22 protein-coding genes are annotated in these 25,042 nt (G+C 54.3%); 12 read left to right on the top strand and 10 right to left on the bottom strand.

What is annotated here, in order from left to right; genetic code table 11:
- Positions 1-99: 99 nt before the first annotated feature.
- Both L2W48_RS12505 and L2W48_RS12500 read right to left on the bottom strand, forming a co-directional pair.
- Complete coding sequence (locus L2W48_RS12505) at positions 100-519, bottom strand: type II toxin-antitoxin system HicB family antitoxin (protein WP_005659751.1); 420 nt, start codon at positions 517-519, stop codon at positions 100-102.
- Positions 520-548: 29 nt separating this feature from the next.
- On the bottom strand, positions 549-740 hold the full coding sequence (locus L2W48_RS12500; RefSeq protein WP_005659749.1) for a type II toxin-antitoxin system HicA family toxin: 192 nt from the start codon (positions 738-740) through the stop codon (positions 549-551).
- 221 nt (positions 741-961) lie between these two features.
- Between L2W48_RS12500 and L2W48_RS12495 the strand changes: the two genes are divergently transcribed.
- From L2W48_RS12495 to L2W48_RS12475, 5 genes are all read left to right on the top strand, one after another.
- The gene (locus L2W48_RS12495) at positions 962-2,050 is read left to right on the top strand and encodes a hypothetical protein (protein ID WP_236100370.1); all 1,089 of its coding nucleotides are present in this window, start codon (positions 962-964) and stop codon (positions 2,048-2,050) included.
- A 100-nt stretch (positions 2,051-2,150) separates the two neighbouring features.
- The gene (locus L2W48_RS12490; RefSeq protein WP_236100371.1) at positions 2,151-3,164 is read left to right on the top strand and encodes an ABC transporter substrate-binding protein; all 1,014 of its coding nucleotides are present in this window, start codon (positions 2,151-2,153) and stop codon (positions 3,162-3,164) included.
- A 76-nt stretch (positions 3,165-3,240) separates the two neighbouring features.
- Entirely contained in the window at positions 3,241-4,923 is a 1,683-nt protein-coding gene (locus L2W48_RS12485) for an ABC transporter permease (protein ID WP_236100372.1), read from the top strand.
- Between the two features lie 4 nt (positions 4,924-4,927).
- Positions 4,928-5,986, top strand: a complete 1,059-nt coding sequence (locus tag L2W48_RS12480; protein WP_236100373.1) for an ABC transporter ATP-binding protein — start codon at positions 4,928-4,930, stop codon at positions 5,984-5,986.
- A 98-nt stretch (positions 5,987-6,084) separates the two neighbouring features.
- Positions 6,085-7,218, top strand: a complete 1,134-nt coding sequence (locus L2W48_RS12475) for a Fic family protein (protein ID WP_236100374.1) — start codon at positions 6,085-6,087, stop codon at positions 7,216-7,218.
- A gap of 50 nt (positions 7,219-7,268) precedes the next feature.
- On the opposite strand, the gene L2W48_RS12470 is transcribed toward L2W48_RS12475, so the two are convergent.
- From L2W48_RS12470 to pepT, 3 genes are all read right to left on the bottom strand, one after another.
- Positions 7,269-8,345, bottom strand: coding sequence for an NAD(P)H-dependent amine dehydrogenase family protein (locus L2W48_RS12470; protein WP_236100375.1), 1,077 nt, complete (start codon positions 8,343-8,345; stop codon positions 7,269-7,271).
- 89 nt (positions 8,346-8,434) lie between these two features.
- The gene (locus L2W48_RS12465) at positions 8,435-9,280 is read right to left on the bottom strand and encodes a MerR family transcriptional regulator (RefSeq protein WP_236100376.1); all 846 of its coding nucleotides are present in this window, start codon (positions 9,278-9,280) and stop codon (positions 8,435-8,437) included.
- Positions 9,281-9,286: 6 nt separating this feature from the next.
- Positions 9,287-10,504 carry a peptidase T gene (pepT, locus tag L2W48_RS12460; protein WP_236100377.1) on the bottom strand — a complete coding sequence of 406 codons (1,218 nt, stop codon included), beginning with the start codon at positions 10,502-10,504 and terminating at the stop codon, positions 9,287-9,289.
- A 110-nt stretch (positions 10,505-10,614) separates the two neighbouring features.
- On the opposite strand from pepT, the gene L2W48_RS12455 reads away from it, so the two are divergent.
- Both L2W48_RS12455 and L2W48_RS12450 read left to right on the top strand, forming a co-directional pair.
- A complete protein-coding gene (locus L2W48_RS12455) occupies positions 10,615-10,806 on the top strand; it encodes a hypothetical protein (protein ID WP_236100379.1) in 192 nt (63 codons plus the stop codon).
- Positions 10,807-10,820: 14 nt separating this feature from the next.
- Positions 10,821-11,063 carry a hypothetical protein gene (locus L2W48_RS12450; protein ID WP_005659737.1) on the top strand — a complete coding sequence of 81 codons (243 nt, stop codon included), beginning with the start codon at positions 10,821-10,823 and terminating at the stop codon, positions 11,061-11,063.
- Positions 11,064-11,118: 55 nt separating this feature from the next.
- On the opposite strand, the gene L2W48_RS12445 is transcribed toward L2W48_RS12450, so the two are convergent.
- Positions 11,119-13,245, bottom strand: a complete 2,127-nt coding sequence (locus L2W48_RS12445) for an AfsR/SARP family transcriptional regulator (protein WP_236100380.1) — start codon at positions 13,243-13,245, stop codon at positions 11,119-11,121.
- Between the two features lie 125 nt (positions 13,246-13,370).
- Here L2W48_RS12445 and L2W48_RS12440 point away from each other — a divergent pair, with 125 nt between their 5' ends.
- The 4 genes from L2W48_RS12440 (at position 13,371) to L2W48_RS12425 (ending at position 19,459) form a co-directional block, all read left to right on the top strand.
- Entirely contained in the window at positions 13,371-15,119 is a 1,749-nt protein-coding gene (locus L2W48_RS12440; protein ID WP_236100382.1) for a methyl-accepting chemotaxis protein, read from the top strand.
- A gap of 120 nt (positions 15,120-15,239) precedes the next feature.
- Positions 15,240-16,487 (top strand): HDOD domain-containing protein, encoded by a 1,248-nt coding sequence (locus tag L2W48_RS12435; RefSeq protein WP_236100383.1) that lies wholly within the window; start codon positions 15,240-15,242, stop codon positions 16,485-16,487.
- Between the two features lie 9 nt (positions 16,488-16,496).
- Positions 16,497-18,581, top strand: a complete 2,085-nt coding sequence (locus tag L2W48_RS12430) for an ATP-binding protein (protein ID WP_236100384.1) — start codon at positions 16,497-16,499, stop codon at positions 18,579-18,581.
- Complete coding sequence (locus L2W48_RS12425) at positions 18,578-19,459, top strand: GGDEF domain-containing response regulator (RefSeq protein WP_236100386.1); 882 nt, start codon at positions 18,578-18,580, stop codon at positions 19,457-19,459. Before L2W48_RS12430 ends, L2W48_RS12425 begins: the two co-directional genes overlap by 4 nt.
- Positions 19,460-19,552: 93 nt before the next feature.
- Here the strand turns inward: L2W48_RS12425 and L2W48_RS12420 are convergent, their stop codons facing one another.
- The gene (locus L2W48_RS12420; RefSeq protein WP_236100388.1) at positions 19,553-19,930 is read right to left on the bottom strand and encodes a hypothetical protein; all 378 of its coding nucleotides are present in this window, start codon (positions 19,928-19,930) and stop codon (positions 19,553-19,555) included.
- Positions 19,931-20,075: 145 nt separating this feature from the next.
- Between L2W48_RS12420 and L2W48_RS12415 the strand changes: the two genes are divergently transcribed.
- Entirely contained in the window at positions 20,076-21,281 is a 1,206-nt protein-coding gene (locus tag L2W48_RS12415; RefSeq protein WP_236100389.1) for a CdaR family transcriptional regulator, read from the top strand.
- On the opposite strand, the gene L2W48_RS12410 is transcribed toward L2W48_RS12415, so the two are convergent.
- From L2W48_RS12410 to L2W48_RS12400, 3 genes are read right to left on the bottom strand one after another with little or no spacing between them, the layout of a single operon-like run.
- Positions 21,226-23,103 carry a mechanosensitive ion channel family protein gene (locus L2W48_RS12410; protein WP_236100390.1) on the bottom strand — a complete coding sequence of 626 codons (1,878 nt, stop codon included), beginning with the start codon at positions 23,101-23,103 and terminating at the stop codon, positions 21,226-21,228. The two genes, L2W48_RS12415 and L2W48_RS12410, sit on opposite strands and share 56 nt — an antisense overlap.
- Before the next feature lie 2 nt (positions 23,104-23,105).
- Complete coding sequence (locus L2W48_RS12405; RefSeq protein WP_236100391.1) at positions 23,106-23,948, bottom strand: methyl-accepting chemotaxis protein; 843 nt, start codon at positions 23,946-23,948, stop codon at positions 23,106-23,108.
- Positions 23,949-23,960: 12 nt separating this feature from the next.
- Positions 23,961-24,728 (bottom strand): oxygen-binding di-iron domain-containing protein, encoded by a 768-nt coding sequence (locus L2W48_RS12400; protein ID WP_236100392.1) that lies wholly within the window; start codon positions 24,726-24,728, stop codon positions 23,961-23,963.
- Positions 24,729-25,042: the final 314 nt, after the last annotated feature.

The following is a 25,042-nucleotide window of genomic DNA, read 5'->3' as shown; positions in this document are numbered from 1 at the left end:
CGATTCGCTTCGTGGGAGAGTAGGTCGCTGCCAAGAGTCTTTTCCTTTTTTTCAACTACCAGCCCCGATCATCTTCCGATGGTCGGGGCTGGTCGCGTTCTATAGCGATGGCTCTTTTATGTTTAGCTCTTTTTTGATCGCTTCCTGTAGAATAAACGAAACGTTGATGTCTTCGTGCTTTTTGAGCTCCTCCTCCATCCAGGAAGGTACGGTCAAGGTTTTCTTGACGGACTTTTTGCTCCATGCTCTTCTGGTTGGCCCCATATCGGCTACCACCCTTTGAACGAGACCTCCCTCGGGGGGAACGATGGTATCCACGTCAGTAGGCTCAGGAATCTCGTCCTTCTGAACCTCCCTGAAATACATGCAATCTTCGAGAATCGATTGGGCCTCAATCAACGCCTCCTCTAGAGAGTCGGCGGAGGTGAAGCAGTTTTCGAGATCGGGGAACTCTACGGACCATCCGTCACCGTCGGGATAAAACACGGCCGGATAGGTGTAGTAAGGTACTTTATTCATGACATCCCTCCTAACGAGAAGCAGTCTTCTCAATCTTCGATATCAAGTCTTTTCTTTATCTTCGACAGGAGTCCAGGTTTTATCTTTCGCGGTATTGGAAAAGGACGTTCTCCTGGTTTCATAGCTAAAACATGACTTCCCTTGCCTCTAGTTTCGTCTATTTGCCAGCCCCTTTGTCTTGCTATCTTGATGAGATCCCTCTGGCTGTAGAATTTTCCCAATCCCTCACCTCCGAGACGCTATTATCATAGATGCAAGTTCAACACGTGTCAATACGTATTACAGGGTCCGTTGTCTCTGTTCAGCTACCAATGTTGCTTTACAGGGAAAAGCTTCCCTTTTTTTGTCTCCTCGGGCTGGAGGATATAAAATATCATGTAGTGCCCTAGGCGTATCGTCCAGGCGAAATTTATTACCCTTGATAGGGCTGGGAGGTTGAGTCATGCATATAGACGGTTCCAAAATGGCTGATTTCACCTGTTACAAGTGGACACCTGTTACTCATAACCGGAATAACGTTTTGCTTCCCGATGTGGATCGGGTTGAGATCTCCGAGCTGGGATCGGGGCTCAGCGACGTTCAGTCGAGAGTTGAGGGGCGGGATTGGTCCGAGGCTGTGAAGGGGCTTAGGGACAACGATACCGTGGCTTTGATCGCCATGTCCGTCCAGGATGTGGGCGACACCATGGAAAGAATGAGGTCGATCTCGAAGTTGGCCGAGGATAGTTCTATCTCCAAGGAGGACAGGTTGACCCTTCAGGCTGAGATGTCCTCGCTTCAGGCGGACCTTTTCAGAAGGATCTATAGAATGGGGCTCAAGGAATGCGGCCAATTATCCAAGAAGACGATAGAGGAGGGGTATCTGGCGGAGATAGATAGATACGAGGCCTCCTGTATGGCGGTTATAGATAGAGAAAGAGGTCGGATCGCCGACGGCACCGATGCCGGTCCTTTTACGGATAACGGAGACGGAACCTTCTCTGCGGATTTTTTAGGTAGCTGTCCATGTTATCTAGCTGGGCTATCCTACGACGACACCGATTACGGGGTCAAGGTGACCGGTGATCTGGAAAGCCTGACCTGTCTTTACGATGAGTGCGACGAAAAGCTGTCCTTCGAGGACTTTACGGATCAATCCAAGCTCTCGGTTATGAGCGCCGAAGACGCGGCTTGGACTACCGATTCTCTGGATAAGAGGATGGACGAGCTTCTCAAGAAGGTGGAGTCCATTTCATCTTTATACGAGCAATTAAAGGAGCGAGAGGCTCAGGGTGCCTTTACTCCAGATTCGGAGGTCCCAGTCCTGGTCGGCGAGGAAAAAAAACTTATGCCCAACCATGAGACTCCAACGACCTCTCTTTTCGTTTCGGATATCAGGATAATAAAACCGAAAAACCCCTCCCAGATGGTCTTCAAGATCGCCGATGCCTTTTTGAAGGACGAGCTGTTTGAGAAACTCGGGTTTAGCGATCTTATTCTGAATCGTAATCCCAAGAATCCCGACGAGATTTTTTCCGTTATGTTGATCTGATTTCCCTCTGACGGCTACCTCTTTGTGACGAAGACGTTACGTGGTATAGTTTTCTCGTTCCGATCTTTCGAGAACAAATACCTTAGGAGGTGCAACATCCATGTCCAGATGTTCCAGGTTCCTGGCGACGATGCTCGTCGCCCTTTTCTCCTTCGTTTTCATAGCTGGAGCCATGGCGGAAGACCGCTCTCTGGTGGTCTATTCCAGCGTAGACGAGGAGAACGCCACCAACATTCTGAAAGCCTTCACCGAGGATACGGGGATAAAGGTCAATATGGTTTTTCTGTCCTCCGGTCCGGCTCTCAGCCGCATCGAGGCGGAGAAGGCCAACCCTCAGGCGGACGTGTGGTTCGGGGCTCCCAACGAGAACCACATAGTTGCAAAGACCAGAGGTCTGACCCGTCCCTATGTGTCTTCCGAGGCAGAGGTCTTGGCCGATAATTTCAAGGATTCGGAGGGCTATTGGTACGCCTTCTACATGAATCCTCTGGGATTCGGCGTATTGGACGAGGAGCTGAAGGATCAGGGAATACCCGTTCCCGAATCCTGGGCCGACCTCACCAAGGCCGAATACAAAGGGATGATCCAGATGCCCTCTCCCCAGTCTTCCGGGACGGCCTACGCCATGGTACAGACCCTCATGACCGTTTTAGGAGAGGACGGGGCCTTCGACTACATGAAGAAGCTCAATCCCAACATCCAGACCTATACCCAGAGCGGAACCGGTCCCAGCAAGAACCTGGCCATAGGGGAGACTGACATCGCCATACAGTTCACCCCGGCTTTCCTCAAGCTGGTCGACCAGGGGTATCCGTCCAAGGTGATATTCCCCGCCGAGGGAGTCGGCTACGAGGCCGCCGCCCTTTCCATAGTGAAGGGAGCCAAGAATCTGGACGAGGCCGAGGCTCTGGTGGACTGGATAATTTCCAAGAAGGGTCAGAGTTCCCTCAGCGCCGCCAAGACCTACTTTTTCCCGGTCCGTTCCGACGTGTCGGCCGGCGAGGGAGTTCCTGTCCTTTCGGAGATCACCCTTATCGATTACGACAGGGAAAAGGCCGCCAAGGACAAAAAGCGCATAGTGGAACGCTGGGTCACCGAGGTGCTGGGACAGTAGTTTTCCCCGAGTCCTCTTTCGTATAGTTCGCCCGGGGAGCTCTCCCCGGGCTTTTGATTTGGAGGGAAGTGGTATCTTGCGACGAGGTATTAGAGAGCTTCGTCTGCTCTGGAGGGACCCTGTGGTCGCTCTTCTGGTGCTAGCCGTCGGGGTCGCCCTGGCTTTATTTGTCATATACCCTCTGGGGATGGTGTTGTTGAAGAGTTTTCAGGGAGACGGAGGCGGTTTTTCTCTGGAAAATTACCTTCGTTTCGGCCAGTTCGCCTATCTCAGAAACGCCCTTAAAAACAGCCTTCAGGTGGGAGCTCTTACCGGTATCACAGGGGTTGCCGTAGGTTATGTGGCCGCTTTGACGATGGTGAGGACCAATATACGTTGGAAGAAGATCTTGCATTTGATATTCATACTTCCGATAATAGCGCCTCCTTTTACCAGCGCTCTGTCGGTGCTGATGCTGTTCGGCTCCAACGGCCTCATCACGAGGGGGCTGCTTGGAATAAGGCACTATTCCATCTACGGTTTCAAGGGAGTGCTGATATCGCAGGTGTTCACCTTCGCTCCCGTGGCCTATCTGACCCTCAGAGGGGTTTTGGAGTCGCTGAACCCCACCTTGGAGGACGCAGCCATGAACGTGGGGGCGTCCCGCTGGCAAACTTTCCTAAGGGTCACTCTGCCTCTAAGTCTGCCTGGCATAGCCAGCGCCTTTCTCGTGGTGTTCATAGAGTCTCTGGCGGATTTCGGAAATCCTCTGGTGCTGGCGGGCAGCCGTTTCCCCATGCTGGCCACCCAGGCATATCTGGAGATAACCGGGTCGTTCAACCTGCCTCTGGGAGCGGCTCTGGCGGTGGTGTTGCTGCTTCCGTCGGTGACGGCTTTCCTGATACAGCGTTATTTCCTGAGGAAAAGACAATACACCACCGTTACTGGAAAACCGGTGAATTCCACGTCGAAGCTCGTAGGTCCAGGGGCCGGAGTTTTGCTCCGAGGCGTTCTGGGGTTGTTCGCCCTTTCCGTGGCGCTTTTCTACGGGGTTATCGCCGTGGGGGCCTTCACCAAGGTGTGGGGATACGATTTCACCCCGACATTGGACCATCTGACCTACGCTTTCCAGGTGGGAGGGGATACGATAAAGGACACCTTGATCGTCGCTCTGTTGTCCACTCCGATATCGGGGATACTGGGTATGTTGATAGCCTTCATGGTGGTTCGTCTGTCCTTCCCGGGCAAGGGGACGCTGGAGTTCGGCTCCATCTTGAATTTCGCCGTGCCCGGTACTGTGGTGGGCATAGGCTATATACTGGCCTTCAACAGGCCTCCTATGGTGCTGATAGGGACCTTGAGCATTCTGGTGCTGAACTTCGTGTTTCGCTATATTCCGGTGGGGATTCAGTCCGGCGTGGCGGTGCTTCGACAGATAGATCCGTCAATAGAGGAGGCTTCCAGAAATCTGGGGGCCGACGGTCTGACGACTTTCCGCAAGGTGACGCTGCCCCTCATAGCCCCTGCGTTTTTCTCCGGGCTGGTATTCGCCTTCGTCAGGGCCATGACCGCGATCAGCGCCGCTATCTTTCTCGTGTCGGCCAACTGGAACCTTCTGACGGTGCAGATCCTCAGTCAGGTGGGGTCCGGAAGGCTCGGGGTCGCGGCGGCTTTCAGCGTCATATTGGTCTGTATCGTTCTGATCGCTGTTGCGGTCATAGGTCGACTCGTGCCGGGACGTACCGGCGGAGCCTCGGCCATTCAGGTTCGGGAGGGTTAGTGTTATGGAGCTTCGCATTTCGGGAGTCATCAAGGAATTCGACGGTTACGACGGCGCCTCCAAGGTCCGGGCTGTGGATCAGGTCGATCTTTCTGTGGAGGACGGCGAGCTGGTTACCCTGTTGGGTCCCAGCGGCTGCGGCAAGACGACCCTGCTTCGCATGATAGCCGGTTTCGAGGACCCGACGAAGGGAGATATATATTTCGGCGATAAGAGGATGAACGACGTGGCCCCCAACAGGAGAAACGCCACGCTGGTGTTCCAGTCCTACGCCATTTTTCCCCATCTTAACGTTTTCGAGAACATCGCCTTCGGCCTGAAACTCAAGAGGCTGAGCCATAAGGAGATAAAGGCCAAGATGGAGAGGGTGGTAGATTTGGTCGGCCTCCGGGGCCTTGAGAACCGTCAGCCTTCCCAGCTCTCGGGGGGACAGCAGCAGAGGGTGGCCCTTGCCCGAGCCATAGTGATGGAGCCGGAGCTGCTGCTGTTCGACGAGCCTTTGTCCAACCTGGACGCCAAGCTGAGGGAACAGATGAGGATAGAGATTCGAAGGCTTCAGAAGACCTTGGGGATAACGTCGGTCTATGTTACCCACGACCAGGCGGAGGCGATGAGCATCTCCGATAGGGTCGTGGTGATGAAGGACGGACGGATCGAGCAGATAGGCTCTCCCGTGGATCTGTACGCAAGGCCGAGAAACCGCTTCGTAGCCGATTTCATAGGCAAGGCCAACTTTCTGGAGGGGACGGTTTCCGACGGGGGGATTCTTCTGGGAGGGAAGACTTTCCCTATGGAGACATCCTCTCTCGAGATCGGAGAGGTGCGGCAGGTGGTGGCCCGTCCCGAGGCGGTGGTCCTTTCCCGAGAGGAGGGACATTTTCCCTGCGAAGTGGTCAGGACCACTTTTCTTGGAAATCTGGTGGAGTACGAGGTGGAGTGTCCCGACCTGAAGGCCCTGACTGTGCATCAGGTCAACCCCATAACCGGCGAGCTCTTTCGTCCCGGCGAGTCGATCCGGGTTTCTCTGCGCCCCGACACGTTGCATCTTCTGGAAAAAGAGTGATCTAAAGGGCTATCATTTAGAAGAGATCTATACCCCTTAAACCCTTGCTGTAGCTGAATATATGTGTTACATTTTTCGTATCAAGGGAGGGGGCAGGAATGAGAAGATATCTGACCTGTAAGTCCGGGCTTTTCTACTTCAGCGAAGAGTATGACAAGGAGCTCCTGTCCCCTTCGTTGGCTGTTGCGGCGATCCTCAACAAGACGGTGGCGGACCTTCCGATTTTGCCTCGGAAGGTGTCTCAATTAGAGACGGAGCTTGTTCGGCAGTCCATCTTCGGCACCGCCGCCATAGAGGGTAATCCTCTCTCTCAGGAAGATGTCATCGGGATAATGGAGAACGACGACGTTTCCGACGTGGTCCATAAAAGCGAGATCGAAATTCGGAACCTCGTCAAAGCCTATGAAGTTCTATCGAAGATCAAACCGGAGAAGGACCCCTTTATCCTGGAGGAGTCTCTGATCAGAGAGCTGCATCGTATAGTTACCTCAGGGGTTCCCCACCAGTTCAACGAGCCCGGCAGATATCGCAACGAGACCGTAGGTTATACTGAGGTCGGAGACAAGTATCACGGCGGAGTTTACAGGCCCCCTCGTATATTGAAGGATATAGAGGACCTGATGAGGGAGTACGTCGAGTGGGTCAACAGCGAGGAGCTTACCTCGAAGGGGCCTTTCGTTCGGGCTATATTGGCACATTATCATTTTTCGCTGATCCATCCGTTTTTCGACGGCAACGGCAGGACCGCCCGGCTTATAGAGGCGATCATACTTCAGGCGGCGAACGTTCGTTATGTGCCTAAGATGTTGTCCAATTATTACTATCGGAATATCGACGGCTACTATTTCGCTTTCTCCGAGACGATAAAGCTCAAGGGGAAGGACGTAACCCCTTTTTTGAAGTTTTGTCTGGACGGAGTCACCGAGTCGTTGATGGATATCAAGGATAGGATAACGGATCTGATAAAAAAACTCGTCTTCAGAGAGCACCTAGCTCAGCTGAAAGCCCAGAGGGAGATCACGGTCAGACAGTTCGAGCTTTTGTCCCTTCTGCTCGACGACCTACGGGACTTCTCCTTGAACGACCTCATGGGCGAAAGGCCTTTCTCTCTGCTTTATCGAAAGGTCACCAAACAGACCGCCAGAAGGGACGTAAAGCGTCTTACGGAGCTCAAGCTGATCGCTCAGGCCGGGGAGAATCGATATTCCCTGAACTTGGATGCGGTGAAATAACGATCTAACAGCCGAGGCCCTTCGAAAAACTCGAAGGGCCTCGTTGTTGTTCAGCTGACGTATTCGTTGAGCGGTCTTATTCTGTACGAGTTGTTCGGCATACGGTCGGTGGTGACGTAGCCTGCCGGAGCATTTATGATGTCCGGAATCCTGTTGACTATGGTGGCGCAGGTCAGCTCCACCGTTGCGGGGCGGTTTATCATCACCTGGGTGTCCGGCTCGCCGTAGATTATCCAGTCGTTGCAGTCGAACTCGTCCGGGGCGTAAACCTTGCCGATGCACTCGGTCTCGACGGTTATGCCTTCCTTGGTCTCGGTGGTCACCAGTGCGGACATTCCCGTGGCGTGTCCTGCCGGTATGGTCATGTCCAGCGTGGTGGAGTGCAGTTCCTCCGAATGGGTCTGGGGGATGCATTTCTGGGTCTGGGATACCACGGTTAAGCCGAGCTTGTCACAGAGCCAACCGTTGACGTTCCACATATAGGAGGGTAGGAATTCTCCCTTTTCTATAAGTGCCTTGCGTTCCTCGTCGGAGATGTCGTCTGCCGCCGCGATCTCCTCGGCGAAGGTCTCGAGGTCTAATCCCGCTCCGTGTACCTGAGCGAGGGCTATTCCGTAGTCCTCGACGTTGTAGCTCGACTTGCCTTTTATTTTCTTTATCGTGTGGGTGGCTCCTGCCAGGGTGGCTATTAAATTGCCCCAGAAGACGTCCTGATAGCCGGCTCCGCATATGGTGCAGCCTTTTTCCCTGGCGAGGTCGTCGATTTCCTCGGTTATCTTACAGGAAGAGTTCCAAGGATAGAACGCCTCCTCGCAGGTGCTTATGGCGTTGATCCCGTTCTTTGCGCATATCATGAAGGGGTCGTTCAGATCTTTCATAAGGCTCATGGTGGTGACTATGCAGGCATCGGGTTTGATCGATCCCAAAGTAGCGTCCGCCTCCGAGGCGGGTAAGACCTTTACGCCCTTTTTCCCCGTGCCGATTATCTCGCCGATGTCCTTGCCGATAACGGCTGGGTTCATGTCGAAGGCGGCCACGATCTCTCCGCCTTTCTCGTAAACGTACCTCATGGTGTAGGCAGACATCTTTCCGCAGCCGAACTGAGCTATCCGCAACTTCCTTTCCATGTGAGACACCTCCCGGGATATATGTGATAGTTTGAACTATCTGTCCCGAATATAGAGTCTATACATGGTATAGAGTCAAGCGATTTGTTTCAGAATTCCAAAGGGATCTGTAGTTTGATGAACATTCCTCTCTCGTTGTCCACGAATACGGGGAGGTCTGTTATCACCTCGCAGACGTAATCTCCTCCTATGGCGTAGCCGTTTGTATCGGCGTGGGCCAAGAGTCTTTCCGCATATTTCCTCTCCTTGTGGAAGTTATCGCAGGATATGCAGAGGTAAGTCTTGGATGGGAGCGTTTCCACCCTGGGGGAGGAGGCGAAGTCGTCGTCGACGAAGATAAATACCTCGGTGGAGACGAATTCCCTCCTCCTGAGCCTATCCTCCCTGATTATGGTGCCTACGTTGCAGAAGTAGGCCATGGGCAGGGAGTTAAGGGATATGTGGTTTTTGAGCTCCCTCAGAATATATTCGTAGGTCTCTATTCCGAAGTCGTAGAAATTTATGCCTATATCGTAACGGTATATTTTCCTTTTCCCCATGAACTCGGTGAAGATGGTACCGTCTTTAGGGGCTTCGTTGTAACGTCTGTAGTTCACCAGGGTACGATCGACCGATTTTCTGGTAGTCTCAAGCTGGCGTATCTGATCGTCCAAGTGGGATCTCTGAAGTTCAAGAAGCTCCTGTATGACCGATACATCCTGTTTGTCCAGCTGTTCTTTGATCTGTTTTAAAGACATACCTAGAATTTGCAGGTTTTGGATCATGTCGAGCCTGGCGGACTGCTTTATGCTGTAGTAACGGTAGCGGTTCGAGTCCACGAACTGGGGTTTTAGGAGGTCCATTTTATCGTAGAGCCGCAGGGCCTGGACCGATACGCCGTTTATCTCGGCCATTTTTCCTATGGATAGTCTATCCAGATCGTGTCTCCTTTCCATGTCTCTCTACCTGGAGACCGCTAGCTTGGCTATGGCTACTATCGCGTCGACGGCTTTCTCCATGGAGGGTATCGGTATGAACTCGTACTTTCCGTGGAAGTTGTGTCCTCCTGTAAAAAGGTTGGGGCAGGGCAGGCCCATGTAGGACAGCCTGGCGCCGTCGGTGCCTCCTCTGATCGGCTCCACCATGGGGGTTACGCCAACCTCCTCCATGGCGGACTTGGCCAGTTCGACTATATCCATTCTGTCCTCTATGTGTTCCCTCATGTTCAGGTACTGCTCCTTGAGCTCCAGGGTCGCCCTGTCTCCGAACTCCCGGTTGATCTGGTCCACCGCTCTTCGAACCGTTTCCTGTTTTTCCTCGAAGAGTTTTTTGTCGTGATCCCTTATGATGAACTTGAGGGTGGTCTCCTCGACTGTACCGTCGAAGGTGTGAAGGTGGATGAATCCCTGGTAGCCCTTGGTCTTCTCCGGAACCTCCGAGATCGGCATCAGACCGGCCAGCCGGGTTCCTATATGGATCGAGTTGATCATCTGGTCCTTGGCCGTGCCGGGGTGGACGTTACGTCCCCTTATGCGGATCGTGGCGGAAGCTGCGTTGAAGTTCTCGTACTCCATCTGTCCCACCGGGCCCCCGTCCACCGTGTAGGCCCAGTCCGCCCCGAAGCCCTCGACGTCGAACAGGTCGGCTCCCCTGCCTATCTCCTCGTCGGGGGTGAAGCCTATTCTGATTCTGCCGTGAGGTATCTCGGGGTGATCCTTCAAATAGGCCACGGCCGTCATTATCTCGGCTACCCCGGCCTTGTCGTCGGCCCCCAGAAGGGTGGCGCCGTTCGCTACTATTAGGTCCTGTCCTATGTAGTCGTTTAGACAGGGAAAGTCGAAGGGGGACAGCACGACCTCTCCCGCCTCGTCGAGGACGATGTCTTTACCGTCGTAGTTTTTCACTATCCTCGGCGATACGTTTTCGCCGGACATGTCGGGGGCGGTGTCCATGTGGGCTATGAAACCGATGGTCGGCCCCTTCGCCGTCGCAGGCAGGGTGGCGGTTACGTATCCGTTGTCGTCCATCTTCGGATCCTCCAGGCCTAACTCCGTCATCTCCTTCACCAGGAGCCTGGCTAGATCCAGCTGGCAGGATGTGCTGGGGCAGCTGGAGGAGCTCTCGTCCGATGTGGTGTGGATCTTGGCGTATCCTATAAATCTGTCTACCAGGTCTTTCATGAGATCCCGTCCTTTCGATGCGAAAAAAGAAATATGCCCCTTTGGGGACATTCCGAATACGTCGATAGTATAATATAGGTAGACCATTTTTTTGAAAGGAGACCGGAGCTGTGGGAAAACTCATATCCCCCGATCCGGATATGTGGGGAAATCCGGTCCGAAAGGGAGCCCTGGAGGATAGGGTTCGGGAGCGAAAAGAGACGGTACGGCACGATAGAAAAAGGCTTGTCCTGACTGTGGCCATAACGGCTATACTGTTAGCCCCCTTCGTGATCGTAGCCACGAGATTTTTCTTTCGATGAAAGGAGAGGGTCCCATGTCGATAAAAGGATTCCAGATGATGATGCAGGTTCATGTTCCTATAACGGAGAATCATGTTATCTCCAGAAATATAGTCCGAAATTACGGGGACAGGGAAGAGATGGAGATGGAGATGATCAACTACATCAACAACATCCGAGAGAACGATCAGATAGGTTTCGGCGACGACATTATCTTTCTCCCCTCAGGGATGGGCAAGAAAACCATCGTGGAGTTTACCTACAAGGTGGTAGACTGACAGGTTTGTCTATAAGGCGATGACTTTTCGAGGTCATCGCCTTATATGTCGGTGACTAGCTTTTCAGCTTCTTTTCCACCTCTTTGAGAAACTGAACGGTCCGGTTTTCCCCGTTAAGCCAGGATGCGGAAAAGCGGGCCCTGCCGATGTGGCAGTTCACCTCTTCTCGGCTCTGACCCCCTGCGGCAGCGGCCAGGGCCTGTATGCCGTTGTACAGAATTCCCAGGTCTCCGTATATTACTTCGTCGACGCTTTCTTTGGCCTTGGCTGCCTCGTCCGACATGGACTTTACATCCGATTTTTTCCAGGCGATGTAGGCCAGGGCGGAGTGAAAGATCCACCTTCCGTGTCTTATCCCGCCTCCTATAAGGCGGCTGAGCCCCTTTCTTAGGCACCTCTCCGATTCTCCGAACTCGCCGGTCTCCATGGCCATGGCGGACATACCTCCCCATACCATGGCCTCCATAGCGGTATATCCGAATCCCGATGCCCGTAGGTTCTCTATCTCGGCCATGGCCCTCTCTGTGAGGTCGATGGCCTTCTGGGGATCCTTTCCGTTGGCGTTTTCCCCCTGAAGTCTGTAACAGAGGGCTCTGGTCAGAGGGTTATCTTTGCCTTTTTGCAAGAGCATTTCGCTGTAGTCGCCGATGGCTCGTCGGTCGCTCAGCCTTATAGCCATGAGACACAGTCCGCAGAGGGCCTCCGATGCCGTTTCGTGATCTTCTGCCTCGACGCTTTTTTCGAGGGCCAGTTCCAGCTCCGCTTTACCCTGGTCTATGAGCCCCTTCCATACGGAGTGGAAGCCGGACAGGCATGTGAACATCCTACGCTGCTGGGGGATTCGGTCTCCCCCGTAGCCTGTCTCCAGCCGCCCAAGCAGATCTCGAATCGATATGGTCAGGTCGTCTATGTCCGAGTGGGATACGCCGTCTTCCTCCAGTTTTATCAGTATGGGGTCGGCTATGGGCGGATATCCCTGACATAGGCCTATGGAGAGCAGCCGGAGATATCTTATCCTCGTCGAGATCCTGTCCTCCAGAGAACCGCCGTTGTCGGAATGACGTATCAGGTTTCTGCAATCCTCTGGAGGCGAAAAGGTCCATATGCTACAGGGGGTCTTCAGCTTCAGTATCTTCCTGTGAATCAGGGCTCTCTTGAACGGGCTTATGCTTTCGTAGAGTGATCGCTCGAGCTGACTGGAGTTTATCCGTAAAGCCAGAGCGCTCTTAGATGAACGGCTGAGGGATATAAGGCCCTTCTCCTCCAGTCTGAGGGCGCTCTCCTCCAGGTTCTTGCCGTTTTGGTTTGAGCAGGCCTCTAGATCCTCGAGAGAGGTGGCCGTTCCGAAGACGGAGAGAGTCTCCAACAGGTCCCTGTCCGAACGGGGCAGCTCTATATGATATCTTTCGTCGGTCTCTTCCGAGGGCACGTCCATTGTCCTGAATATCGATCTGTAAAGGTCTACCGTGGCGGGAGAGGGATCCAGCCCCATCTCGTCCCTCAGGGTTTTGGAAAACTCCGTATAGGTGGCGACCACCTTGGGGAGGTTTCCCTTTCTTTTCAGCGATTTCATGAGTTCCCTGGCGATTTCCTCGTCCCATGGAGCGGCACTCAAGGCGTTCTGTAGCAACGACGTGGCTCTTGCGTCGTCTCCTTTCTCTCCCGCTTTTTGCGCTTCCGATATGACCTCGTCCAAGTACCTCTTCCTGAGCGTATCCCTTCGTTCCTGCGTCCAACGGTTGAATTCCTCTCCGTCGTCCAGTGAAAATCCGTCCAGGAAAGGCTGTCCCATACGTCTTAGGTCCCTCTCAGGGAGGGATGAGAGGTTCTCCATGAACTCCAGCTCGGTTTTCACCCCGTCCGGAGAAAGAAAGACTCGTCCCTCCTTGGATAGCACGGCATTTTTCGGCAGGGTGACTCGGAGCCTGTAGAGGGCGTTTCGGAGGTTCTTCAGCGAACGTTCCTCGTCTTTGTCGGGCCACAGCAAGTGGGCCAGTCTGCGGCGATCGTGACGTCCCGGCGATGTCAGCAGATATGCCAGAGCCTCCACCTTTTTGAAGGGGAAGGTCAGAGGGGTTCCGTCCCTGGTTATCGAGGGGGAACCGAATAGTCGTATGAATATCATGGTTTTCTCCTTGTCCGATATGAACGAGATTTCCTCGACTATGCCATATAAATCCATCCTGCGTCAAAAAAATTTTACGTTTTTTTCCTCGGATTGTGCGTTTCTTTGACGTCCTTGCTGTAAATTGAACCTGGGGAAGCTTATTTATATATCGCAGTTTCGTTTGAGAGGAGTGAGTTGGTGTGAATCTACTCAGACACGTTTCGATAAGGGCACGACTTTTCGCCTTGGTCGGGGTAATGCTGCTGTTTTCCGTCTTGACCTCGGTCTATCTTGTGGGGGTGGTGGAGAACACTTGCTCCTTGACGGAGAGGCTCCACAAGGTAGGCGCCATGGGGGCTGTGACTGCCTACAGGGTCTCCGACGGCATGAACCAGGCCATCGTCAATCTATACAGGGCATTGAACGCCACCGACGGGGGCAAGCGTAAGGGCTTCGGAGAGGGAATATCGGAGGGCAAGGCCGCCATGACCGACGCTCTTGGTCAACTGGGAGAGATCCCCATGTCGGATGGTGCAAGGAAGGAATACGAGGAGGCGGTAGAGGCCTCGGAAGAGTGGGTGATCATGTTGGATTCGCTGATAGACGTGATCGACAGGGGAGAGTCCAGAGAATCAGTCATGGCGATAGCCTCTTCGGGAGTAAACCTGACCGTCAGACTCGACAAGGAGGTAAAGGAGCTCGTCGTGATGGCCTCGGACAGCATGGATAGAGTTTTCGAGAACATCCTGGATGAGACTTCCTCTTCCAAGAGGACCGTGGTGATGGTCATAGTCTTTACGGCCTTGTTCTCTCTGGCACTGGCGTCGTTGGTCGTCCTTTCCATATCCAGGCCGATCGGCTCCATGGTCAGGAATATCAAGAAGGTCGGAGAGGAGAAGGACCTCAGTCACAGAGGCAAGGTCGTCGGTCGTGACGAGATCTCGTCCATCTTGGTGGCTCTCAACGGTTTGTTCGACGCTGTGGAGTCCTCCATGCAGGACATAAAAGGTATGTCCTGCGACTTATCCGGTCATGCCCAGACTTTTTCCGCCACCGCCGAAGAGGCGAATTCCACAGTCGAGGAGGTCTATTCCAATGTGGATCATACCGGCGATATGGTGGGAGGTCTCGCCGCAGGAGCGGAGGAGATAAACGCCAGTGTCCAAGAGGTCGCCGCCGGATCTCAGGCCGCGGCCAGAAAGAGCAGCGATGTGGCCGAACAGGTCGGAGAGGCCCGTCACTCCGGCGAGGACGGCCTGGAGTCGGTTAGAAAGGCGGTCAGGGCGGTCATAAAGGTCGCGGACGAATCGAGAAGTTCGATGGAGAAGGTCAAGGATCTGGGAAGCAGAGCCCAGCAGATACAGTCCTTCGTGACCGATATCGGTTCAATTGCGGATCAGACGAATCTTCTGGCCTTGAACGCCGCCATAGAGGCAGCCAGGGCAGGTGAGCACGGCAGGGGCTTCGCCGTGGTGGCGGAGGAGGTCAGAAAGCTGGCCGAGGAGAGCAATAATTCGGCGGCCAAGATATCCGATCTCGCCAAGGAGATAGCCGGAGATCTTCAGGCGGTCATAACTCTTGTGGAGGCCAATGAAGGTCAGGCTACCAGTGCCAGGCAGGACGCCGAGGGTGCAGAGGTATTCATAGGAAATATCCTTCAGTCTCTGGCGAACATCGAGGCGGCGGCCCAGGATATGGCGGCGGTCTCGGAGGAGCAGGCAGCGTCCAGTCAGGAGATATCCTCCGCCGTTCAGGACATGGCGGAGAAGACCAACGACGTCTCCGAGTCGACCGGCGGCATAAGGGAACAGATGAAAGACGTTTCCTCCGTGGCAGAACAGGTAGCGATCGGATCCGAGTCTCTGGCGGAGATGGCCGAGAAGCTTCAGAGGGAGGTGGATCGATTCAAGATATCCGAGACGTCGTCTCTGGCCATTAGAGAGAAATGACGGAAAAATCGTTTTAACCGGAGAGTTCAGCAGGTCGGGGATGTCCTTCAACGGTGTCCCCGACCTGCTTTTTCAAGTATAATTTCTTTAGATCGAGCTTAACCTGAGAGGAGTGAGCCGATGGGTTTGGTCAGCACCTCCCGTCTCTCCGAGGGGATGATATTGGCCGACGATCTCTCGACCCCGGCTGGTCGAAAGATCCTGGGCCGGGGAACGTCCCTCTCGGAAAAGCATATATCGATGATGAAGGTCTGGGGAATAGCCTTTGCCGACGTGGAGGGACTGGATCAGGAAGAGCTTCTCTCCAATGAGAGATCTCTTATGGAGACCATGGACAGAAGCGACTCCATAGTTCGAAGCTTCTTTCCCTCCCATCAAGATGGCGGGCCCTGCTCGGAGATTTTTCATCTGTGCAGGGAGAGGTGCGCCCGGCTGATAGAAGAGGAGGATTCGGACGGGCTTTCCGATATGACCGATCATAGAAGGCCGGAGGAGCTTCCGTCCAGGGAGGGGCTTCCTGTCGATAAGCCTCGTCTTTCCGAGATAATCGGGGGGGACGTCCCTCTGGGTTCTCTGCCGGACATATACTTTAAAATCCGGGAGGTGATTCAGTCTCCGGTCAGCTCTGCGACGTCCATAGCCAGAGTCGTGGGCACCGACCCCAACCTGTCTCTCCGACTGCTTAGACTCGTGAACAGCGCTTTCTACGGTTTCCCCACCCCTATAAGGTCCATCTCCAGGGCAGTCGCCATAGTGGGCATAAAGGAGCTGTCCTCTCTGGCCTTGGCTGTCTCCACCATGAGCGCCTTCGATCACATTCCGTCGTCCTACGTGGATATGAGGTCTTTCTGGAAACACTCTGTTACCTGTGGCGTTCTGGCCAGGGTGTTGGCGAGTCGAAGGAAGATCCGCAGAGACGACCACTTCTTCCTGGCCGGATTGCTCCATGACGTCGGTCGAGCCATACTTTACGTAAGGTTTCCCTCCCATATGTCCCATGGTCTGGGGGTATCGCGCTTTTTCCGTCTTCCATTGGCGGAGGTGGAGAGAAGGCTCGTAGGCTTCGACCACGGTCAGGTCACTTTCCGACTTCTCGAGAGTTGGCGGATACCGGAACCTATCCTCGGTATGGCTTCGTGGCACCACGAGCCACTGTCGTCGGAGAATCCAGAGGAGACCTCCCTTCTGTGGATCGCCGATTGGATGGCCAACGCCATGAAGATAGGCTCGAGCGGAACCTTTTATCTTCCTACTCTGGACGAGGAACTGTGGGAGTTGACCGGGATACACAAGGAGGAGCTCCGCTCCGTCTTCGATCAGGCGGAGAGGCAGATCGAAGAGATACTTCGAATATTTTTCATCGCCTGAGGTGGGATCATGGAAGAGAGGATAAGAGAGCTGGAGGAGCGAATTTCGCTGATTAATTCGGAAAGGGAGAGAGCTCGCCGGGTGTTGGACGATGCGGTGGATTCTCTGAACGTCCCGGTTACCCTTGGTCAATCCGGCGATGTATCCGACGTGCTCGAGAGCGTGGCCTCCAGAATCCGTTCGCTGATAGACGTCGGCGAGATCGCCTTTTTCCTGATATCCGAGGATGGATTGGACTTTTCCCGTGAGTGGTGTGATCCTCCAGAATCGGCCGATTTCTTCGAGTCGGAACGGACCATTCTGGTGGAGGACGGCACAGTGGCCTGGGCCTTAGGCAGGAATAAGCCCATGATGATGACTTCCTCGGATGGAACTCCTCTGCTTATACACTCTCTGACAGCCCAGGACGAGCCGTTGGGTATCATGATGGCCTGTATAGAGGGAGATCCGGGGCGGGTAATGGACATATCCCTGGCCTTCGTAACGGTCGTTCTCGGGGCTGCCGCCGGGGTGATAAAGAATAGCAGGCTATACAGGATGATCAACGATCTGAACGACGAGCTCAGAGGCAAGGTATCTCGACTTCAGGAGTCGGAGGCCCAGCTCGCCGAGGCTAATCAGGCGAAGGACCGTTTTCTGGCAAACGTCAGCCACGAGATAAGAACTCCTCTCAACGCTATTCTCGGCACCGCCGCGATAGTCAGAGGAAAGTCTCCCGCCGAGATGGACCGGGCTCTGGACGTGATAAAAGACGAGGGACACGCCCTTCTGGCACTGATAAACGATATTCTGGATCTGTCCAAGATGGGGGCGGGGTTTCTCGATCTGGACGAGGCTCCCTTCGATCTTTTCGAGCTTCTGGAGGCGTTGGAGGGCTCCTATCGTTCCGAGGCAAAACGGAAGGGGCTGGACTTCAGCTTGGATCTTTCCAAGGATATACCTCGTTGGATAACTGGAGATCCCATCAGGCTGAGGCAGGTCTTGTCCAACCTTCTGGGCAACGCCGTCAAGTTCACGTCCTCAGGACGAGTCTCCCTTACGGTTAAAAGCCTCCCATCCTACGGGGATAAGTTGACTCTGTCTTTTTCCGTGTCCGATACCGGAATAGGGATCTCGAAGGAGGCCGTTCCGAGGCTTTTCAAGCCGTTCTCCCAGGCTGACGGATCGACGAGCAGAAAATACGGCGGTACCGGCTTGGGGCTTGCCATCTCACGTAAGATCGTGAGAGCTATGGGCGGGGATTTCTCCGTCGAGAGCGAAAGGGGCAGGGGGTCGACTTTTTCCCTAGACGTAGAGATGGATCTTTGCGAGCCACCTGTGGCTTACGTCGAAGAGGATGTAGAGAGAGGCCCTCTCCGTCCTCTATCTCTCCTGGTCGTGGAGGATAGCAACACAAACAGGGTGGTTATAGAGGCTATGCTCAGGGATATGGGGCACTATGTGACTGCGGTCTCCTCCGGCAGGGAGGCGATCAGGGCCCTTTCCGAGAGGCACTTCGACGGGGTGTTTATGGATATACAGATGCCCGGGATGGACGGCCTGGAGGCGACGGCGATCATAAGGGAAAGAGGAGGTCCTGTCCTGGACCGGGATATTCCAGTAATAGCCCTCACCGCAAACGTCATGAAGGAAGACAGAGAGAGGTATCTGGCGGAGGGAATGTCCGGGTATCTTCCGAAGCCGGTAACCCGAGAGGATCTGGCCGAATCTTTGAGAGACGTGGAGCCGGCAGAACCTGGTGACCCCCTTCCGGGCAGATACATTCTCGATATGACCGGTCTGGTGGAGCGAATGGGCGGCGATAGGGTCATAGCGAAGCTGGTGGTGAAGACCTTTAGGAGCGACCTGGCTAAAATAGCGGAGAAAATAAGGACCTCCGTCGAGGATAGGGATTTTCGTAAGGTCCGAATGGACGGACATGCCTTGAAGGGGGCGGCGGCCGGAGCAGGGGCCTGGGGGTTGAAGATCGTAGGCGGTAGGATCCAGACGGCGGCGGAATCGGAGGATGGAGAGCTGTTGAACGATCTTATGGATGAGCTTGTCCTTGAGATGGAGGATTTCGAGAATTTTTTCTGCGGGGGTGAAGAGCTATGAGGATTCTGGTAGCCGAGGACGACATGACCACCAGGGTGATGTTGGAATCGTTGCTGAAAAAATGGGGATACGATCCGGTAGTGGTCTCCGACGGAGAGGAGGCCTGGAAGGTCCTCTCCGGTGAGGAAGCCCCCTATTTGGCGGTAATAGACTGGCTTATGCCGGGACTGGAGGGGACGGAGATATGTCGTCTCGTTCGGGAGAGAAACCGGATGAACGGAAAATATCAGTATATAGTCCTCTTGACCGTGCAGAGCGAAAAGGAGGACGTAATAAGAGGTCTTGAGGCCGGGGCCGACGATTACGTGGTCAAGCCATTCGATTCCCAGGAGTTGAGGATGAGGCTTTCAGTGGCAAAGAGGATTCTGGAGCTTCAGGAGAAACTGGCATTTTTCGCCAACCACGATCAGCTGACCAAACTCCTTAATCGTCACGCTCTGTTCGAGAGACTCTCAGGGGAGATGGCCAGGTCGGATCGAGAGAGGACCTCTCTTAGTCTGGGGTTGTTGGACCTGGATCACTTCAAGAGGGTAAACGATACCTACGGCCACCTGGCGGGAGACCGTGTTCTCCGTTTTATAGCGAAGATCCTCTGCCGGGAGCTCAGACCTTACGATGTGGTGGGGCGCTACGGAGGAGAGGAGTTCGTTATGATACTTCCCGGGGCCTCGTTGCAGGAGGGGTATAGGATACTCGATCGAATCAGGGAGAGGATCGGAGATCGCCCCCTCAAACTGGACGACGATCAGGTGGAGCTTACCGTTTCCATGGGATTGGCCGAATATCGGCAGGGAATGACTATGGACGGTCTAATCGCCCTAGCGGACGAGGCTCTCTACAGGGCCAAGGATGCCGGTAGGGATAAGGTGTCTTTCTGATTTTATACGCAAGAGGCCCTGTGCATATGCACAGGGCCTCTTGCGGCAGAGAATATATTGAGACGATATATACGGCGAGGGGCGCCGACGTCCCTAGGCTACCTGGTGTAGGTTCTCCAGGGACGTATCGAAGGGAACGTTGATATCGGCGTCGTGGATCTCCCGGGATTCTATCCTGAAAAGGGTTCTCATGGCTCCGAAGGATCCGGAGGAGAAGAATACCAGCCCTCCCAGGTAGAGGGACGAGGCCTGAGAGGCCATCTCCTCCACGAACACCGGGCTGTACATCACGAGAATCCCGGAGAGGGATAGAATCAGACAGCCTGCCAGGGTGCTTCGAAGATCTTTCGAGCCTATGGCGGCCACCATGCCGAAAACGGCGATTCCGAAAAGGGATATGACTGGGCCCGCCAGGATCAAAGCTGGCATTAGCGCGCCGGCCAGAGCGGATAACATCACACCGTGTCTCACGACGAGTTCCTCCTTAGGGAACGAGATATTCTGTATCTTAGCCCCATTCTATCTTTCCTCTGTCGAAAAGACTTCGGTATTTTGAATCAACTAACGCCCTATATACAGGGCGTCTTCCGTCATTTTGACGAAAGGAGCGATCGTTTTGCTGGAACCTATAGCTCAGGAGCTTGCCAAGTCCATCTCGGAGGTCATAGGTTACGATGTCCTTATCACCGACGTGAAGGGAGTGATAATCGGTTGCAGCGACCCCGACAGAGGTTTCGGAACCCTGAACGAGTCGTCCAGGATAGCCGCCGAGACGGGGAGGGGAAGCGTGGATACCGAGGAGGTCTCCCAGAGGCTCAGAGGGACCAGGCCGGGGGTTACCTATCCCATGGTCGGGCCCGACGGCCGGGTAATAGGCACCGTGGCGATAACCGGTGATCCCGAAAAGGTCACCCCCTTCGCCCTGGTGGTGAAGCGTCAGGCCGAGCTCTATCTCAGGGAGAGGATCATGCAGAGGGAGGTAATGGAGAGGGAGAGAAATCTCCAGGCGTTGGTCTCCGACGTTTTTCTGCTGAACTCCAAGGTCAGCGATCCGGAGCTGCTTCTGAACAGGGCGGAGCATTTCGGATACGATCGCTCCTCCGAATACGTCGCCTTGTCGGTGGAGACCGTCAGGTCGAGGGATTCCAACGGAGGAGGAGTCTACAGGGATCCCGTGTTGGCCCGTCTTAGAGACGCCATGGGAGGTCCCAGGAGCCTCATGGCCGCCATGAAGATGGATCTCTACGTGGTCTTTCTCCCTCTGTCGGGGAAACTTGGGGCGGGTTTGTCGGAAAGGATCGGCGAGATCTGGAATGGAGTCAGGAAGTCTCTTTCGTCCATGGGGATAGAGTCGGCAGTGGGGATAGGCAGCGGAGCCATGGGTATAGAGGAGCTTGCCCGATCATGTAGGGAGGCTCGGCTGGCTCTCAGGATCGGCAGAAAGGTGGCTCCGGGCGTCCGTTTCTATCCGATAAAGGACTACAGGGTGGAGGAGCTTTTGTTCTTTTCTCCCCGTTCGTTGACGGAGTCCATGTCCGAGAGGGAGCTGTCGCCTCTGGAGGGAAGAGGTGACACGGAGGAACTGCGCGATACCCTGACGGCATGGTGTGAGAGCGGTTTCAACGTGGCCGAAGCGTCCCGGTCTCTGCACCTCCATCGCTCTACCGTGAACTACAGGCTGGAGAAGCTGGCTTCCATTTTCCATGTCGATGTCAGAGACTTCAGGGAGATGAGCCAGCTGTACTGGGCCATCTCCCTGGACAAACTCAATCGCGGTCGGCCTCGAAAGACCCTCGAGGAGGGTAGTCCAAGGAGTTCCTGATTTCTTTCATGAGGTCAGGAGACGGATTGGGGAAAGGGAGCTTCCCCGATTTCCTCCATTCCTCTACCTCCTTTTCCGCTCGAGCTCCTCTATCCTTGTCAGGAGGGGTATCCTCCGCAAGATAGGCGGTGTTGGAGGGGAAGGCGAATCCCGATCCGGAGGAGTCGACTATCTCCGCCATTCGGAAGAGAAGGTCTTCCTTGATAGCCAAAAATGTCTCCCAGTCTCTGGTCTGTATAAAGGCTCTGACGACTACGTCGAGCGAATAGGCGCCGAATCCGGAGAAGCGAACCCTCACCGGTGCGCCGTGGTGTACCTTGGGATGGGACAGAAGCATCTCCTTTATCTTCGTTATAGTCCATCGTAGCTGGTCCATGGAGGTCTCGTATCTCAACCCTACGGTGGTCTCGAACAGCAGCCTATCTCTACGGCTAAGATTCATCATGTGGAGCTGGGAAAAGTCGGCGTTAGGTACTGACAGAATGGTCCTGTCGACCAGCCTCAGCCTGGTTGATCTTATGCCTATCTCTACCACCGTTCCGCTGTTATCCCCGAACTGACAGAAATCTCCCACCTTGACCGGTTTGTCCGCGAAGAGAGAGATTCCTCCTATGATGTTCTCTATGGTCGGCTTGGCCGCCAGGGATATAGCCAAACCGGCGACTCCCAGTCCGGTGATGACCGATGCCAGAGGTATGCCCAGCTGGGATGCCCCGTAGGTCAACAGAGATAGGGCGGCGAAGATACCGATCAATCGGGATACGGTTCGAAGAAGGCTGGCGTCCACGCTGTTAGGATCTACTTTGGGAGACATTATCACTATGTCGGCTACGAGAGAACACGCTCCGAACAGGGTCCACGCTCCGAAAATCCAGATGAAAGCGCTCAGAGTTCCTACTGAGAACAGCAACGCCACCGATCCGCTTAGGTTTATGACGTCTTTTATCAGGTAACGGCTGGCTGCGGCTATGGCTATGGAGGTCACGGTAAAGCAGAGCTTCAAAACCCCTTTTTTGAAGTCCGATTCGTTTTTGAGAGACTTGTTTCTGAAGAAGCCCATGGCCAAAGATATCGCCAATAGGGTTATCCCTATGAGGATAAACAGGGCCATCCACTGCCATATGGTGTTGCTTTCCACCGTTACCATGGACCACTTGGGGAGCAGGAAAGCCCATCTCGGAGGGAGGAGATGTCCCGGAGAGTCGTTGTACCAATCCCAAAATCCCGGGGTGGACAGAGGGTCGTCTCTGTATGGCATGTTCTGTACCGCCTCGTAGAAGTCGGATATTTCCTTGAGGCTTTCGGAAGAGAAAAGGTAGTATCCTTTTTCCTCTCCCGAGTCCAGACGTCTAAGCCTTATCTCCGTCCCAGGGATTCTCCATGTTTCCATATGTCCTTCGTCGGTTATGAGGTCGCTCGTTCCGGGTATATCCCTCGAGGCCGGAATTGGCACCCGGTCCATTATCTCTTTCAGTTGAAGGGCTCTTTCGCTTCCTATCTTGTTTCTGTAGACACTGGGCGTGTCCCTCAGGTCCAGGCATTCTATCGCCTTCTTGAAGTATATAGAGGCTTCTTCCGCTTTCGCCAGTGCTCCCGGGGTGTTGAAGAAGACGGCTTCTGCGGCGTCGTTCTCTTTGTTTGCCTCTTTGATCAATCTGTATGCCATGTTTATGTTGGTGGCGAAGGAAGCCATGGTCTGCCTTGGAGAATGTCTCTCCGGCGGAGCCAGAGGCAGGGCGTAGTCGATTGCCGAGGCTTTATGGGAAAATGAGAATAAGAGCGATGCCAGGGCAAGCAAAAATATGAGCTTATTCTTGACCATGGTCAGAGCCGAAGGTCCTGAAGGTTCTTCTGGGCCCTGACTATGGAGGATATTATGGCCGCCATGGCGTCGAAGCGGTCTATGGCCTCTTTCATCACCCCCACGGAGTGGGCTATCTCCCTGGATCCCTCGGACATCTTCTCTCCCGATCCGTCCAGCATCACTGTGATGTCGTCCATGAAGGACCTGTTTTCCTCCAGGAAGGACATAAAGCTGGACAGAGAGTTTCTCACCACGTCGAACATCTCGCTTACCCGGCGTACGTTGTCCATGGCGTCTTTGACCGATCCGGAAATCTCGGAGACCCTGTCGGTTATCTTGTCCGACGCCTCCTTGGTCTGGACCGACAGCTTCTGGACCTCCTCTGCTACGACGCTGAATCCCCTGCCGTGTTCCCCCGCTCTGGCCGCCTCTATGGAGGCGTTGAGGGCCAGCAGGTTGGTCTGTTTCGCTATCCTGGTGATCTCCTCGGATATCTTCTCCACCTCCAGGAAACCGTTTAAGGTCTCGTAGGTGGTCTCAACCGTCTTGTTCACGTCGGAGCTCATGTTCTCTATGTCCGTGCCGGAACGGTGAAGTTCCTCCTCCAGTTCCTGGTTCATCTTGCCTATCGACTCGACGTTCTCCCTGGCGTGAGTGCTGCTTTTATGAAATTCCTCCACTGTGTCGGCCAGCATGGTATCGAGCTTCTGAAAGTCGTTGGATATGTCGGAAAGCTCTCCCTGGACGTTGTTGACCCGTCTTACCAGTGCCTCGTCCAGCTGGTCCATGAAGGAGTTCATCAGAGTGTTCCCGAAGTAGGCCGACGACAGTCTGGCTATCAGCTCTCTTTCCCTTTTGTCCATACCGGGGCCTCCCTATCGGAAGAGCTGATCCATGATGTCGACACCGCATTTCAGGTTCCCGAACCAGTTCAAGAATCTGTCCACGTCGTCGCCCTTTATAACCGCTCCGTGTTGAGGGGCGATGGCGTCCACCTTCAGTTTGGAGACCGCGTCGACCCAGCGGCGGCAGGCCGAGTTGGAGGCCATATAGCGTTTGTGGAATCCCTCCATGTACTTGAGGTGGTCGTCGAAGTTCTCCACTGCGGGGTACCTTTTTCCCTCGGGGAACACCGCCGCGCCTATGTCTCCGGAGAAGAGTATCCTCGACGTGGGGTCGTAGAGGGAAAACTGACCGGTTGAGTGGAGGAAGTGGGCTGGGATGCAGGGCAGCTTCGTTCCGTCCTTCAACGTAATATTGCCTCCTCTGTCCGGTATGGCTACTATCCGGCTCGTCTCGTAGATGCCGAAGTGGGGTAGGAACCTTGTCCAGAGTTCCGAGATATGGGCCTTGGCTTTTTCCGCTATGGAGAGCCACAGGGTTATTCCGGAGGATACGTCGGGGTCCTGATGGGAGTAGAATATCTGGCTCACCGAACCGATGTCCACTATCTCCGCCACGTTGGCCAGGACTCTGGGAAACACGTGGGCTCCGCCGGGATCCATCAGAACGACCTCGCCGTTGTGGATTATCATGTACTGGTTGGTCTGGACGATGCTTTTCTCTTCTTTTTCCTCCCAGCCTAGGTGGAGGTATCGGTGGTTACCATCTTCGTAGAGTACGGACGTGTCGAAAGAGCTCATTTAAAACCCTCCTTAATAGTGTAGGAGTGAAAATCACTACGGTATAGTATAACCCCTAGATACGAAAAAAAAGCGAGGGGAATCCCCCTCGCTTTTTACGGGATTAAGAGTATGTCTAAAAACACAGCCTCTTCGTAAGATTGTCTTGATAGAGCCCCGCTCGAAAATACGTCAGGGTGGCGGAGGTTCTAGGTGGGATGATTTTACGGAGGATGTATAGTGGACCCGGAAAAATGGACCACCGAGTAAGTTGCTAGGTTAAGGTGAAGAACAGGCTGCTGTATCATAGGTCTCAGAAAGAGAGGGGACATAAT

The sequence above is a fragment of the Dethiosulfovibrio russensis genome (genome assembly GCF_021568855.1).
Taxonomy (GTDB): Bacteria; Synergistota; Synergistia; order Synergistales; family Dethiosulfovibrionaceae; genus Dethiosulfovibrio; species Dethiosulfovibrio russensis.
This window is presented reverse-complemented; position numbering and strand designations above follow the sequence as displayed.